Origin of the sequence: Nocardioides lacusdianchii (assembly GCF_020102855.1) — a bacterium.
Lineage (GTDB): Bacteria > Actinomycetota > Actinomycetes > Propionibacteriales > Nocardioidaceae > Nocardioides > Nocardioides lacusdianchii.
The window spans coordinates 407,123-420,435 of sequence record NZ_JADHZD010000001.1; the positions used below are offsets into that span (position 1 = coordinate 407,123).

Here is a 13,313-nt window from a genome sequence, read left to right on the forward strand (position 1 = left end):
GATCACAGTGATGTGCACCACAACGACCGTCATACGGACACACGTCCGAGAACAGGAGCGGGTCGACATGCCCCCCACCCCCGACCGCCGGCCGGTGCTCTTCACCGGTGGCACCGTGCTCACCATGGACGACCAGCACACCGTGCTGTCCGACGCCGACTTGCTCGTCGTCGACGACCGGATCGCCGAGGTGGGACGCGGCCTGTCCGCCCCCGACGGCGCGGAGGTCATCGACGCCAGCGGCGGCATCGTGATGCCGGGCATGATCGACACCCACCGCCACATGTGGCAGACCGCGATGCGGGCCTACGGCGCCGACTGGACCCTCACGCAGTACTTCGTCTGGTACTACCTCGAGCACGGCGCGAAGTTCCGCCCCGAGGACGTCCGCGCCGGCAACCTGCTCTCGGCCTGGGACGCGCTCGAGGCGGGGGTCACCACCACCGTCGACTGGTCGCACGGCCTCCAGACCGTCGACCACGCGGAGGCGGCCGTCGACGCGCTGCGCGCGGTGCCGGGCCGCTTCGTCCTGGCCTACGGCAACATCCAGGCGGCCCCGTGGGAGTGGACGGCCGACCCCGCGGTCCGGTCCTTCTTCGACCGCAACCGCGGCTCCGACGGCGACATGCTCGGCTTCCAGCTCGCCTTCGACGTCACCGGCGACCCGGCCTTCCCCGAGAAGGCGGCCTTCGAGCTCGCCCGCGACCTCGGCCTCCCCGTCACCACCCACGCCGGGGTGTGGGGCGCGACCAACGACGACGGCATCCGGCTGATGCACGAGCACGGCTTCATGCAGCCCGACACCGTCTACGTCCACGCCGCGACGCTGACCACCGACAGCTACCACCGCATCGCCGCCACCGGCGGGTCCATCTCGGTGTCGACGGAGTCCGAGCAGAGCGCGGGCCAGGGCTACCCCGACCTGGCAGGTGCGCCGTCACGACATCCCCGTCTCGCTGTCGATGGACACCTCGGTGTGGTGGAGCAGCGACCTGTTCAGCGCCATGCGCACCACGCTCGGCGCAGACCGCTCGCGCGAGCACCTCGAGGCGCACGCGGCGGGCGACACCGTCACCCACTCGCACCTGCGCGCCGAGCAGGTCGTCGACTGGGCGACCCGCGGTGGTGCCCGCGCGCTGGGCCGCGACGACCTCGGCCACCTCACCGCCGGCGCGAAGGCTGACGTGGTGCTCATCAAGAACGACGACTCCCCCGTGTCCTTCCCGCTGCTGAACCCCTACGGCCACGTGGCCTTCCAGGCCCAGCGCGGGGACGTGCACACGGTCGTCGTCGACGGTCGCGTCGTGAAGCGCGACCACCGACTGGTCGGCGCGGACCTGGCGTCCGTGCGCACCGACGTCGCGAACACCGTCGACCACCTCCGCTCGTCGATGGGCGAGGAGGTCTGGCAGCAGGGCATGAACCCCGACCTGCCCGGCGGCGACGACGACAAGGTGCTCGACAACCCTTACCAGTACACCGACTACCGCTCCGACACCACGCACGGCGCACGCGGTACGGTCTTCGGCGAGCCGAACTCGGGGAGGTAGCCCATGGCCGGTCGAGGCAGCGGGCCCGACTTCGTGGAGTCGCTGGCCCGCGGGCTCGACGTGCTGGCCGGCTTCGGCCCCCAGCGGCCGTCGATGACGCTCTCGGAGGTGGCGACCGCCACCGGTCTGGCGCGTCCGACGGCGCGCCGGCTGCTGCTGACCCTCGAGGAGCTCGGCTACGTCCGCTCGCGCGACGGCGCCTTCACGCTGACGCCGCGGGTGATCGGACTCGGGATGGCGTACGTCGGCTCGCTGGGACTCTGGGACGTCGCCCGCCCGCACATGGAGGAGCTCGTCGCGCGGATCGGGGAGTCGGTGTCGCTGGCGCAGCTCGACGGCTCCGACATCGTCTACACCGCCCGGGTGTCGGTGCCGAAGATCATCGCGTTGCGCGTGGAGATCGGCACCCTCTTCCCCGCCGCCCAGACGTCCAAGGGCAAGGTGCTGCTCGCCGCGCTGCCGCCCCGGAAGGTCGCCGACGTGCTCGAGGTCCCGAGCCGCGCCGGCCTGGCGCCGTACGCCGGGCGCAGCGTCGAGGAGCTGATGGACGAGCTCAGCCAGGTGCGGGCCCGCGGGTGGGCACTGGCCGACGAGGAGCTGGCCCCCGGGGTCCGGTCGATCGCCGTCCCGGTGCGCGACGGTCAGGGCGAGGTGCACGCGGCCATGAGCGTCACCGTGCACGCCGCCGAGACGTCGCGCGAGACGCTGGTCGACGACCACCTCCCGCAGCTCGTCCGCGCCGCCAGCGAGGTCAGCGCCGACTGGGCGCTGTGGCAGTCACGCCCGCACACCGAGGTCGCAGCAGCGCTCAGCTGACGCGCGCAAGGTGCCAGACTCGGGCCATGGCTGTCATCGAGCTGCACGACGTCGTGAAGACCTTCGGCCCCACCCACGCTCTCGACCACCTCGACCTCACCGTCGAGCAGGGCGAGGTGCACGGCTTCCTCGGGCCCAACGGCGCCGGCAAGTCCACCACTATCAGGGTCCTGCTCGGACTGCTGCGGGCCGACTCCGGCACGGCGACCATGCTCGGCGGCGACCCGTGGCACGACGCAGCGACCCTGCACCGCCGGCTCGCCTACGTCCCGGGCGACGTCTCCCTCTGGCCGAACCTCAGCGGCGGTGAGGTCATCGACGTCCTCGCCCGGATGCGCGGCGGGCTGGACGAGGCACGCCGCACGGAGATGCTCGAGCGCTTCGACCTCGACCCGACGAAGAAGGCGCGCACCTACTCCAAGGGCAACCGGCAGAAGGTCGCGCTCGTCGCCGCACTGGCCAGCCGCGCGGACCTCTACCTGCTCGACGAGCCCACGTCCGGCCTCGACCCGCTCATGGAGGCCGAGTTCCAGGAGGCGGTCCTCGAGCTCAAGCAGGAGGGCGCGACCATCCTGCTCAGCTCCCACATCCTCGCCGAGGCCGAGGCGCTCGCCGACCGCATCAGCATCATCCGCGCCGGGCGGGTCGTGCAGTCCGGGACCCTGGCCGAGCTGCGTCACCTGACCCGCACGACCGTCATCGTCGAGACCGACCGGCCGGCGGACGGGATCGCCCAGGTGCCGGGCGTCCACGACCCCGAGGTCCACGGCAACCGCACCACCTTCGACGTCGACTCCGACCACCTCGACGCTGCCGTCACCGCGCTCGCCGGGCTCGGCGTACGCTCCCTCGCCGCGCACCCGCCCACGCTGGAGGAGCTCTTCCTGCGCCAGTACGGCGACGAGGTCGACTCGTGAGCACCCAGATGTCCAGCACGTCGGTGACCGGCGTCGGACACCTCCTGCGGCTGGTCCTGCGCCGCGACCGGGTGCGGCTGCCACTGTGGGTCGTCGGCCTCGGCGGCACGATCGTCGCCAGCGCCCTGGCCGTGCCGCCGCTCTACGACACCCCGGAGAAGATCGCGGGCTACGCCCGGACCGTCGGGGCCAGCCCGGTGAGCTACCTGATGTCGGGTCGCCAGGTCGGGCTCGACACGCTCGGCGGCATCGTCGCCAACGAGATCTCCCAGGTCGCCCAGCTCGGCATCTGCCTGATGGTCGTCTTCCTCGTCGTCCGGCACACGCGCGCCGAGGAGGAGTCCGGGCGGGCCGAGCTGCTCCGCTCGACGGTCCTGGGCCGTGACGCAGCAACCCTCGCCGGTCTCGTCTACGGCGTCGCGACCGCGCTGCTCGTCGGCGCGATCACCACGACCTCGATGCTCGCCGCCGGGCTGGACGCCGGCGGAAGCCTGACGTACGGCACCGGGCTGGCACTGCTCGGGGTGGCCTACACCGCCGTGACGCTGGTCGCCGTACAGCTGTCCACCTCGGCCCGCGGGGCGCTCGGCCTCGCTGGCGCCGCCGTCGCCGTCGGCTACCTCGTGCGCGGGCTCGGCGCGATGGAGGACAACGCGCTCGTGTGGCTCTCCCCCTTCGGCTGGGCGCAGGGCATGGACGCCTTCGGCGACGAGCGCTGGTGGCCGGCCGCGCTGCTGCTCGGGTTCACCGCGCTCCTGCTGGCGGTGGCCGCACGACTGATGGCGCACCGCGACTTCGGCGGCGGCCTGCTCGCCACCCGGCCCGGGCCGGCCCGCGCGGGCCGATTGCTCAGCACACCGTTCGGCGTCGCTGCCCGCCTCCAGCGCGGCCTGCTCCTCGGCTGGGCGGTCGGGCTGTTCCTGCTCGGGATGCTCTACGGCGCGGTGATCCCGACCGTGCCCGACCTGATCGCCTCCAACCCCGAGATGGCCGACGTCGTCGGCGCGTCCGGGCAGGCGGCCGAGGACGCGCTGGTCGACGCCTTCCTGGGCTACATCTACCTCTTCATGGCCGTCATCGCGTGCGGCTTCGTCGTCTCCTCGGTGCTGCGCCTGCGCGCGGAGGAGGAGGCCGGCCGCACCGAGATGGTGCTGGCGACGCCGGTCAGCCGGACGAGCTGGATGGCGGCGACCACCGCCGTGGCGCTGATCGCCGCAGCCAAGCTGACCGTCCTCATGGGGCTCGGTCTCGCTGTCGGCTACGGCGTCGGCAGCGGCGAGTGGGACCGGGTGCTCCCCCAGGTCGGCGGCCAGTTGGCCTACCTGCCGGGCACGCTCGTCGTCGGCGCGCTCGCCGTGGCGCTCCACGGCCTGCTCCCCCGCGGGACCGGGCTCGCCTGGGCCGCGGTCGCGCTCATCGCCCTCCAGGTCATCCTCGGACAGCTCCTCGGGCTCCCCGACGCCGTCCAGGCCATCTCACCGTTCTGGCACCTGGCAGCGGTGCCGGTCGACGACTTCGAGGTCGTGCCCTACACCGGCCTGCTCCTGTTGACCGCAGCGCTCGTCGCGGCCGGGCTGTGGGGCTACCGCAGGCGGGACGCCGTCACGGGCTGAGCAAGCTCCCAGTAGTCGCGGTCGTGGTGGACCAGCGGGCGCACGTCCGGGTCCCCGACCACCACCTCGTCGACCTCCATCAGGGCCAGCACCGAGGCTCCGGCCGGCACCCGGGTCACCACCCGACCGTGCAGCTGGCTCGCCGCGCCGGTCAGCGCCAGCCGTCCGTCGGGTCCGGCGACCCAGCCGAGGTCCGCGGCGTACGCGTCCGGCCCCGGCTTGGCCAGGGCCGTGGCCACCGGGCGCTGCGCCGCGCTGAGGACGTACACGCTCACCTCCGCACCGTCAGCGAGCGCGAGCGCGAGCCGGCTGGAGCTCGCCGCCGAGAACGAGACAACCGCGGGATCGGCACTCACCGACGCCACGCTGGTCATCGTCGCGCCGACGGGGCCGGCGTCGTCGTGCACGACCACGACGCACACGCCAGCGGCGTGCCGACGGAAGGCGTGCTTGAAGAGCTCGACCTGTGCTGGGGCGATGGCGGGACGGTGCATGACACGACCGTACGAGTTCAGGTGTACTTCAGCACCAGCGGTCGTGGCACACCTCACCCCACGAGGACGACGTGGAGCGTCCGCGGACCGTGGACTCCCTCGACGCGATCGAGCTCGATGTCGCTGGTCGCCGACGGACCGCTGATCCAGGTGAGCGGTCGCGCCGGGTCGAGCAGGGCGATCGCGTCGGGCACGTCGGCGACGACCTGGCCGCCGTCGACGACGCACACGTGCAGGTCGGGCACCAGGGTGATCGCACGCCGGCCCTGGTCGGGCTGGTGGTCGAGCACGACGGTGCCGGTCTCGGCGATCCCGACGGCCGCACGGGTCACCACGGCGTCGTACGCGTCGAGCTCGGTGGCGGTGAAGACGTCGTCGACCACGGCGCCGGGAAGGTCGAGTCCGAGGTCCGGTGGCACGACCGCGCGGGCGGACCCGAGCACGTCGCGGACCACCTGGTCGACCTCGTCCGGAGCGCAGCGGGTGACCACGGCGCGGTAGTCCTCGACGCGCTCGACGAAGAGCGCGACCAGGTCGCCGCGGTCGGGCACTCGCGGCGCGGCCGGGACCTCGACGGCCGGGGAGACACCGGCCAGCGCCTGGCGCACCCCTCGCAGGATGTCGTCGCGCGCGCTCATCGAGCTCCCCCGTCGCGTCCGCCGTCGGTGCGGTCCCACCAGTCGCGGAACGACTCCTCCGGAGGCGCGGGCAGGTCGCGCGCACCGGTCCAGCCCGCGGCCGGACCGGGCAGTCGGCCCGCTGCGGCACGGCCGCCGGGGAGCGTCGTACGACCGAAGCGGCGCAGGAGACGGCCGCCCAGGCCCGACGCCTTCTCGGCCCACGCCAGCCGGCGCGAGTCGGAGAACGCCCACGCAGCCGCCTTCATGGCGACGGCCTCGGCCTTGGGCACTCGGTCGCCGCGGTGCGAGTCGACGACGGCGGCGCGCTGGTCGACCAGCACGGACGGGATGTCGATGCGCACCGGGCAGACCTCGAAGCACGCCCCGCACAGCGAGGAGGCGTACGGCAGCGACGCGGTCTGCTCGTCGGAGACGCCGTGGAGCAGCGGGTTGAGGATCGCGCCGATCGGGCCGGGGTAGACCGAGCCGTAGGCGTGGCCGCCGACGCGCTCGTAGACCGGGCACACGTTGAGGCACGCCGAGCAGCGGATGCAGCGCAGCGCCTGGCGGCCGACGTCGTCGGCCAGCGCACGGGTGCGGCCGTTGTCGAGCAGCACGACGTGCACCTCCTGCGGGCCGTCCCCGGGCGTCACGCCGGACCAGGTCGAGGTGTAGGGGTTCATCCGCTCGCCCGTCGAGGACCGCGGCAGCAGCCGCAGCAGCGGGTCGAGGTCGGCCCAGGTCGCGACGACCTTCTCGATGCCGACGACACTGATCAGCACCTCGGGCAGCGTCAGGCACATCCGCCCGTTGCCCTCGGACTCGACCACCACGAGGGTGCCGGTCTCGGCGACCGCGAAGTTGGCGCCGGACACGGCGACCTTCGCGCGCAGGAACTTCTCGCGCAGGTGCGCGCGGGCGGCGGCGGCCAGGACCGCCGGCTCGTCGGTCAGGTCCACCGGGGCGGGACGGCCCACGTCGCCCATGCGGCGCAGGAAGATCTCACGGATCTCGGCGCGGTTGCGGTGGATCGCCGGCACCAGGATGTGCGACGGCAGGTCGTCGCCGAGCTGCACGATGAGCTCGGCCAGGTCGGTCTCCCACGCGGCGATGCCCTCGGCTTCGAGCGCCTCGTTGAGGCCGATCTCGGCGGTGGCCATCGACTTCACCTTGACCACCTCGTCGACGCCGTGGGCCTTCGTCACCTGCGCGACGATCGCGCACGCCTCCTCGGCGTCGCGCGCCCAGTGGACGGTCGCGCCGGCGCGGACCAAGGACGCCTCGAGCGTCTCCAGGTGGGTGGCGAGGTCGCGCAGCGCGGCCTCCTTCACCCCGGCCCCAGCGAGCCGCAGCTCCTCCCAGTCCTCAACCTCGGCCACGACCTTCGCCCGCTTGTCACGGATCACGTGGGTGGCGTGGGCCAAGTTGCGGCGCAGCTGGGTGTCGCCGAGCGCCTCGCGCGCGGCGGTGGGGAAGGCCGGCATCCCGACGAACGTCCCGCTCATCCCTCGTCCTCCTCGGTCGAGGCCAGCACCTCGGCCAGGTGCATGACCCGCACACCCGCGCGCTGGCGCGACAGCATCCCCCCGACGTGCATCAGGCACGAGTTGTCGCCCGCGACCAGCACCTCGGCGCCGGTGTCGCGCACGTGGCGCGCCTTGTCGGCGCCCATCGCGATCGAGGCGTCCGCGTTCTTCAGCGCGAAGGTGCCCCCGAAGCCGCAGCACTCCGTCGCGTGCGGCAGGTCGACCAGCTCGATCCCGCGCACCGCCTCCAGCAACCGCGTCGGCCGGTCACCGACCCCGAGCATCCGCAAGCTGTGGCACGTCGGGTGGTAGGTCGTCCGGTGCGGGAAGTAGGCCCCCACGTCGGTCACGCCCAGCACGTCGACGAGGAACTCGGACAGCTCGTACGTCCGCGGCCCGGTCTCCGCGACCGCGGCGGCCAGCGCCGGGTCACCCGAGCGCTCGGCCACGATCGAGTGCTGGTGGCGCGCCGATCCCGCGCACGACCCCGACGGCGTCACGATGGCGTCGTAGCCGGCGAACGCGTCCACGAAGCGGCGTACGACCGGGACGGCCTCGTCGAGGTAGCCGGTGTTCACCATCGGCTGCCCGCAGCACGTCTGCTCCCGTGGGAAGTCGACCTCGACGCCGAGACGGCGCAGCAGCCTCACGACGGCCTTCCCCGTGTCGGGGAACATGGCGTCGTTGACGCAGGTGATCTGGAGGGCGATTCTCACGCCTCGGCATCCTGCCACGGACGCGTGCCGAGTAGCCTCGCGCCATGGGCCGGGTCGATGTCGCGCGGTTGAAGGCGATCCTCGTCCAGCTGGTCGTCTTCGCGTGCGTGGGCGGCGCCTTCAACGTGCTCTACGGACTGCTCTACGTCCTGCTGCGCGCGGAGCTGAGCGCCCAGCCGGCGAACGCGATCGCCCTGGTGCTGTCGACCATCGCCGGCACCTTCGGGCACCGCCGGATCACCTTCGGCGTCCGGGGCACGGAGCGGACCGCGACCCACCAGGCGCTGGGCCTGGCGCTGCTGGGCTTCAGCCTCGCCGTGACGGCCGGATCGCTGTGGCTGCTGGGGGCGCTGGTGGACGCGCCATCGCGCACGCAGGAGGTGGCGGTGCTGATCGCAGCCAACCTCGGCACGGGCCTCGTACGGTTCTTCGTGTTCCGCGTGGTCATGGTGGGTCGAAATAGAAGACGCCCCCAGGGTCTCGGGTCCCCGGGGGCGTCAGAGCCGCCTGTCGGAATCGAACCGACGACCTAGTCATTACGAGTGACTCGCTCTACCGACTGAGCTAAGGCGGCGTGGTCCGCCGAGGAGTGCTCAGTGGACCGCGGGCGAGTATACGGAGCGCGCGCCCCGGGACTGAAATCAGCCCCGCCCCGCCGTGGACGGCCGGGCTAGGGTCGAGGCGTCCGTAGAACTTTCAACGAGGAGGATCCATGCCCACTCGCTCCGCACGCACCGCCTGGAACGGCGGACTGCAGGACGGCTCCGGCCAGGTCGAGCTGACCAGCTCCGGCGTCGGGACGTACGACGTCTCGTTCCCCAAGCGCGCCGCAGAGGAGGCCGGAGGCACCACCAGCCCCGAGGAGCTCGTGGCTGCTGCGCACTCCTCGTGCTACGCCATGCAGCTCTCGGCGCTCATCGCCGAGGCCGGCGGCACCCCGCAGTCCCTCGAGGTCACCGCCGACGTCGCGCTCGGCGAGGATAAGGAGGCCGGCGGGTTCAAGCTCACCGGCATCAAGCTCACCGTGCGCGGTGAGGTCGAGGGCCTCGACGAGGCCGGCTTCAAGGACGCGGCCGAGAAGGCCAAGGCCGGCTGCCCGATCAGCAAGGCGCTCGCAGGCGTCGACATCACGCTCGACGCGGCGCTCGAGGGCTGACCTCGCCGCCGCACCTCTCTGCGTCATACGGACCTGCACCCATGGGTGCGGGTCCGTATGACGTTCAGCAGGTCGTGCCGCCAGGCGGCACGTCGCCGGCCAGCAGGTAGTCCTCGACGAGCGTGTCGATGCACTCGTTGCCGGCGTTGTACGCGGTGTGGCCGTCGCCGTCGCGCTCGACCAGCACGCCGGAGTCGAGCTGGCCGGCGAGCGTGCGCGCCCACTTCAGCGGTGTCGCAGGGTCACGGCTGGTGCCGAGCACGACGATCGGCGCGGCGCCCTCGCCGCGGATCGTCAGCGGCTCCTCGCTCGAGGTCACCGCGATCCCGCGGCAGCTCGTCATCCCCCAGGCGAAGACGCGCCCGAACGTCGGCGACGCCTCCTCGAAGACCTCGAACAGCGACGGCACCTTGCCGAACGGCACCGACGTCGGGTCGTCGAGGCAGTTGATGGCGTAGTTGGCCTCGACCGAGTTGTCGAGGTAGGTGCCGTCGGCGTTGCGCGAGGCGTACGCGTCGGCGAGCTGCATCAGCGCCGAGCCCTTGCCCTCCAGGGCCGAGGCGAGCGCGGTGCTGAGCAGGAACCAGTAGTCGCGGTTGTAGAGAGGCGTGATGATGCCGTAGAACGCGCTGCCGACTGTGAGCTCGCGGTCGCCCGCCGGCAGCGGCTCCTCCTCCATCGTGTCGAGGAGCCCGGTGATCGTGTCGAGGCCCTCCTCGACGCTGTCGCCGAGGAAGCAGTTGTCGGTGGAGTCGACGCAGTTCTGCACGTAGGCGCGCAGCGCGGTCTCGAAGCCCTCGGCCTGGTCGAGCGACAGCGACTGCGGGTCGAGCGCGACGTCGACGGCGCCGTCGAGCACGAACCGCCCGACCTGCTCGGGGAACAGCTCGGCGTAGGTCGCGCCGAGCTTGGTGCCGTAGGACGCGCCGAAGTAGGTCAGCGTCTCCTCCCCCAGCGCCGCGCGGAGCACGTCCATGTCGCGGGCGGCCTCGGCGGTGGTCACGTGCCCGATGACCGGGCCGGAGTTCTCGACGCACTTGTCGCCGTAGGACAGCACACCGTCCTTGAAGGCGGCCTGCTCCTCGGGGGTGTCCGGGGTCGGGTCACCGGCCAGGGAGGCGGTGAGCTCCTCGTCGCTGAGGCAGTCGATCGGGGCGGAGCGGCCGACGCCGCGGGGGTCGAAGCCGACGACGTCGAAGCCCTGGAGCAGCGGCTCGCGGAAGACCTGCCCGGCAGCAGCGGCGTACGTCGTCCCGCGGGCGCCGGGGCCGCCGGGGTTCACCACCATCGAGCCGACGCGCTCGCCGCTGGCGGGCACGCGCAGCAGCGCGAGGTCGATGGTCTCGCCCTGCGGCTCGGCGTAGTCGACGGGAACGGTGAGGAAGCCGCAGTCGTGGTCGTCGTTGCTCTCGCACGGCTGCCAGTCGATGCGCTGGGAGTAGAGGTCGGCGAGGTCCGGCGCGGGCGCCTCGGTGACCGACGCGGGCGGCGGCGTGGTGGGCGACGGCGTCGGCTGCGCGGTGGGGCCACTGTCGTCGGGCAGCGCACCGCGGATCGCGAGCCCGACGGCGGCGAAGGTGGTGACCGCGAGGACGAGAACGGCGATCACGGCGACGACCCGCTTCACGGACGACCTGCCGGCAGTCGCAGCGCGACCATCATCGACTCCAGGGCCAGCTGTGGGGGCACGTTGAACTCCAGCATCTGCTCGCGGGCGGTGAAGATCGCGTCGATCATGCGCAGCAGCTCCTCGGACGTCGCGGCGCGCGCGATGGTCTCGACGTCGCCGCGCAGCTCCTCGTTGACGAGCATGCCCGGGGCGCCCATCGACAGCGCGATGGCGTCGCGGTAGACGGAGACGAGGTCCATCAGCGCCCGGTCGATGACGTCGAGCACGCGGCGCTTGGCCTTCTGCTTCTGCAGCTTCTCCAGCGAGGAGAGGGCAGCGCGGTAGGAGCGGCTGGCGAGGTCCTTGCGCTCGTTGCCGAAGATCGACTGGAGGTCCTTCAGCTCGCGCTGCTCGGTCTCGGCGGTGATCGCCTCGGTCTCCTCCTTGGCCAGCTCGTTGAGGTTGGTGGCCGCGGTCATGCAGCTCCCGATGCCCGTCAGCCGCGCGGGCAGCGACACGATCTCGCGGCGCCGGCTCCGGGTGCCTTCGTCGACGCAGAGGGCGCGGGCCCGGCCGATGTGGCCCTGGCTGGCGCGCGCGGCGAAGGACGCGACTGTGGCGTCGATCCCGGACCGGACGAGGAAGTCGGTGATCTGCTCGCCGGTCGGGGTGGCGAGGGTGACGTGGCGCGAGCGGGAGGCGATCGTGGGCAGCACGTCGGCACGGGTCGGCGCACAGAGCAGCCAGACCGTGCGCGGGGTGGGCTCCTCGATCGCCTTGAGCAGGGCGTTGCCGGTGCGCGGGTTCTCGGGCGTGCCGAGGCGGTCGGCGTCCTCGATGACCACGATCTGCCAGCGACCCACCGACGGGAACTTCGCCGCCGCCTGCACGAGGTCGCGCATGTCGTCGACGTAGAGCACGGACGTCTCGGAACGCACCCACTTGATGTCGGGGTGCGAGCCCTTGATGCCGAGACGGCATGCCTCGCACTCGCCGCACCCGGTGCGCGTCTCGCACTGCAGCGCCGCGGCGAAGGCCCGCGCGACGTTGGATCGGCCCGATCCGGGCGGTCCGGTGAAGAGCCACGCGTGGGTCATCCCCTCGCCCGCGGCCGCGTGGCGAAGCGTGTCGAGGACGGCACGCTGGCCGACCAGGTCGTCCCAGACGCTCATCGCGTCCCCAGCAGGAGCGAGATGCGCTTCTGGATCGCGGCGGCGATCTCCTCGATCGGGGCGCGGGCGTCGAGGACGACGTAGTGGTCCGGGTCGGCGGCCGCGAGGTCGAGGAAGCCCTGCCGGACGCGCTCGTGGAACTCCAGCGACTGCCCCTCGATCCGGTCGCGCTCGTCGAAGCGACCCAGGCCGGCCTCCGGCGCGAGGTCGAGGACGACGGTCAGGTGGGGGCGCAGGTCGTGGGTGGCCCAGCGAGCGACCGCCTCCACCTCGGCGACGTCGAGCGTGCGGCCGGCGCCCTGGTAGGCCAGGGTCGAGTCGACGTAGCGGTCGGTGATGACCACCTCGCCACGCTCCAGCGCGGGCAGCACCACGTGGTCGACGTGCTCGGCCTTGTCGGCGGCGTAGAGCAGCGCCTCGGTGCGGTCGGACAGATCGCCGGTGGCCGGGTCGAGCACGATCCGCCGCAGCTCCTTGCCGACCGGGGTGTCGCCCGGCTCGAAGGTCAGCAGCACCGTCTCGCCGCGCGCGACCAGCCAGTCGTGCAGCAGGCGCGACTGGGTCGACTTGCCAGCTCCCTCGCCGCCCTCGAAGCAGACGAAGAGCCCGGTCTCCGACACCACTCCAGCGCTCACGTGGCACACCCTACGGGCGGGCGCCCACACCCGCCGCGGCGCCGGCTCAGCCGTTGCCGGTCCGGGAGCAGGCGTACGCCGGCGCGTCGGCGTACTGCTCCGGCGAGCACGCGTCCGGCGGGACCGCGAGCGCGCCCGCGACGACCAGCGGCACCCACAGGCACGCCGTGAGGCCAACCCAGCGCCAGCGCGACCCCACCAGTCGGACGGCGAGCGCCACCGAGGCGACGACGCCGAGGGCGAGGAGGACCCACGGTGCGAGGTTGAGCCAGTGGTCCTGCGCGTCGCACACGCGGCCCTGCGCCGACGCGGGCGCGGGAACCTCCGTCGCGGTGTCGGTGACCGCGCAGGTCTCGAGGAGGGTCCACAGGCCGACGAGGGCATGGGTCCCCACCGCCAGCAGGAGCACGGCCGCGGCCAGCCACCAGCGCTTCACTCGCTCACCCTCCCTGCCGCCGAACGGACCGAACGGTCGGCCTCGCCGTCGCG

At 72.7% G+C, this 13,313-nt stretch carries 14 protein-coding genes, 1 tRNA gene and 1 pseudogene; 7 read left to right on the forward strand and 9 right to left on the reverse strand.

Annotated features, from left to right (window positions below):
• Positions 1-253: 253 nt before the first annotated feature.
• From IRX98_RS23695 to IRX98_RS02080, 5 genes and pseudogenes are all read left to right on the forward strand, one after another.
• Positions 254-865, forward strand: a pseudogene (locus tag IRX98_RS23695) (amidohydrolase family protein); the annotation flags it as partial.
• A gap of 64 nt (positions 866-929) precedes the next feature.
• Positions 930-1,550, forward strand: a complete 621-nt coding sequence (locus tag IRX98_RS23700) for an amidohydrolase family protein (RefSeq protein ID WP_372455981.1) — start codon at positions 930-932, stop codon at positions 1,548-1,550.
• 3 nt (positions 1,551-1,553) lie between these two features.
• Positions 1,554-2,366 (forward strand): IclR family transcriptional regulator domain-containing protein, encoded by an 813-nt coding sequence (locus IRX98_RS02070; protein ID WP_224273479.1) that lies wholly within the window; start codon positions 1,554-1,556, stop codon positions 2,364-2,366.
• A 26-nt stretch (positions 2,367-2,392) separates the two neighbouring features.
• Positions 2,393-3,283, forward strand: coding sequence for an ABC transporter ATP-binding protein (locus IRX98_RS02075; protein WP_224273481.1), 891 nt, complete (start codon positions 2,393-2,395; stop codon positions 3,281-3,283).
• The gene (locus IRX98_RS02080) at positions 3,280-4,896 is read left to right on the forward strand and encodes an ABC transporter permease (protein WP_224273483.1); all 1,617 of its coding nucleotides are present in this window, start codon (positions 3,280-3,282) and stop codon (positions 4,894-4,896) included. Before IRX98_RS02075 ends, IRX98_RS02080 begins: the two co-directional genes overlap by 4 nt.
• Here the strand turns inward: IRX98_RS02080 and IRX98_RS02085 are convergent.
• Genes IRX98_RS02085 through IRX98_RS02100 form a run of 4 tightly spaced genes read right to left on the reverse strand, consistent with a single transcriptional unit; the run spans position 4,866 to position 8,252 of the window.
• Positions 4,866-5,390 (reverse strand): flavin reductase family protein, encoded by a 525-nt coding sequence (locus IRX98_RS02085; protein ID WP_224273484.1) that lies wholly within the window; start codon positions 5,388-5,390, stop codon positions 4,866-4,868. The two genes, IRX98_RS02080 and IRX98_RS02085, sit on opposite strands and share 31 nt — an antisense overlap.
• A gap of 53 nt (positions 5,391-5,443) precedes the next feature.
• A complete protein-coding gene (locus tag IRX98_RS02090; protein ID WP_224273485.1) occupies positions 5,444-6,028 on the reverse strand; it encodes a LutC/YkgG family protein in 585 nt (194 codons plus the stop codon).
• Complete coding sequence (locus IRX98_RS02095; RefSeq protein WP_224273486.1) at positions 6,025-7,515, reverse strand: lactate utilization protein B; 1,491 nt, start codon at positions 7,513-7,515, stop codon at positions 6,025-6,027. The genes IRX98_RS02090 and IRX98_RS02095 overlap by 4 nt, the downstream gene beginning before the upstream one ends.
• Positions 7,512-8,252 carry a (Fe-S)-binding protein gene (locus IRX98_RS02100; RefSeq protein ID WP_372455982.1) on the reverse strand — a complete coding sequence of 247 codons (741 nt, stop codon included), beginning with the start codon at positions 8,250-8,252 and terminating at the stop codon, positions 7,512-7,514. Before IRX98_RS02100 ends, IRX98_RS02095 begins: the two co-directional genes overlap by 4 nt.
• 44 nt (positions 8,253-8,296) lie before the next feature.
• Between IRX98_RS02100 and IRX98_RS02105 the strand changes: the two genes are divergently transcribed.
• On the forward strand, positions 8,297-8,785 hold the full coding sequence (locus tag IRX98_RS02105) for a GtrA family protein (protein ID WP_224273488.1): 489 nt from the start codon (positions 8,297-8,299) through the stop codon (positions 8,783-8,785).
• Here IRX98_RS02105 and IRX98_RS02110 read toward each other — a convergent pair.
• A tRNA-Thr gene (locus IRX98_RS02110) sits at positions 8,754-8,826 on the reverse strand. The two genes, IRX98_RS02105 and IRX98_RS02110, sit on opposite strands and share 32 nt — an antisense overlap.
• 138 nt (positions 8,827-8,964) lie before the next feature.
• Here IRX98_RS02110 and IRX98_RS02115 point away from each other — a divergent pair.
• Positions 8,965-9,408: an OsmC family protein gene (locus IRX98_RS02115; RefSeq protein ID WP_224273489.1), complete on the forward strand. Its 444-nt coding sequence runs from the start codon at positions 8,965-8,967 to the stop codon at positions 9,406-9,408.
• 64 nt (positions 9,409-9,472) lie between these two features.
• Here IRX98_RS02115 and IRX98_RS02120 read toward each other — a convergent pair whose 3' ends face one another.
• The 4 genes from IRX98_RS02120 to IRX98_RS02135 are packed head-to-tail and all read right to left on the reverse strand — an operon-like array spanning position 9,473 to position 13,260.
• Complete coding sequence (locus tag IRX98_RS02120; protein ID WP_224273491.1) at positions 9,473-11,035, reverse strand: alpha/beta hydrolase; 1,563 nt, start codon at positions 11,033-11,035, stop codon at positions 9,473-9,475.
• Complete coding sequence (locus IRX98_RS02125) at positions 11,032-12,189, reverse strand: DNA polymerase III subunit delta' (protein WP_224273493.1); 1,158 nt, start codon at positions 12,187-12,189, stop codon at positions 11,032-11,034. Before IRX98_RS02125 ends, IRX98_RS02120 begins: the two co-directional genes overlap by 4 nt.
• The gene (gene tmk / locus IRX98_RS02130; protein WP_224273495.1) at positions 12,186-12,824 is read right to left on the reverse strand and encodes a dTMP kinase; all 639 of its coding nucleotides are present in this window, start codon (positions 12,822-12,824) and stop codon (positions 12,186-12,188) included. Before tmk ends, IRX98_RS02125 begins: the two co-directional genes overlap by 4 nt.
• Before the next feature lie 46 nt (positions 12,825-12,870).
• Positions 12,871-13,260 (reverse strand): hypothetical protein, encoded by a 390-nt coding sequence (locus IRX98_RS02135; protein ID WP_224273496.1) that lies wholly within the window; start codon positions 13,258-13,260, stop codon positions 12,871-12,873.
• Positions 13,261-13,313: the final 53 nt, after the last annotated feature.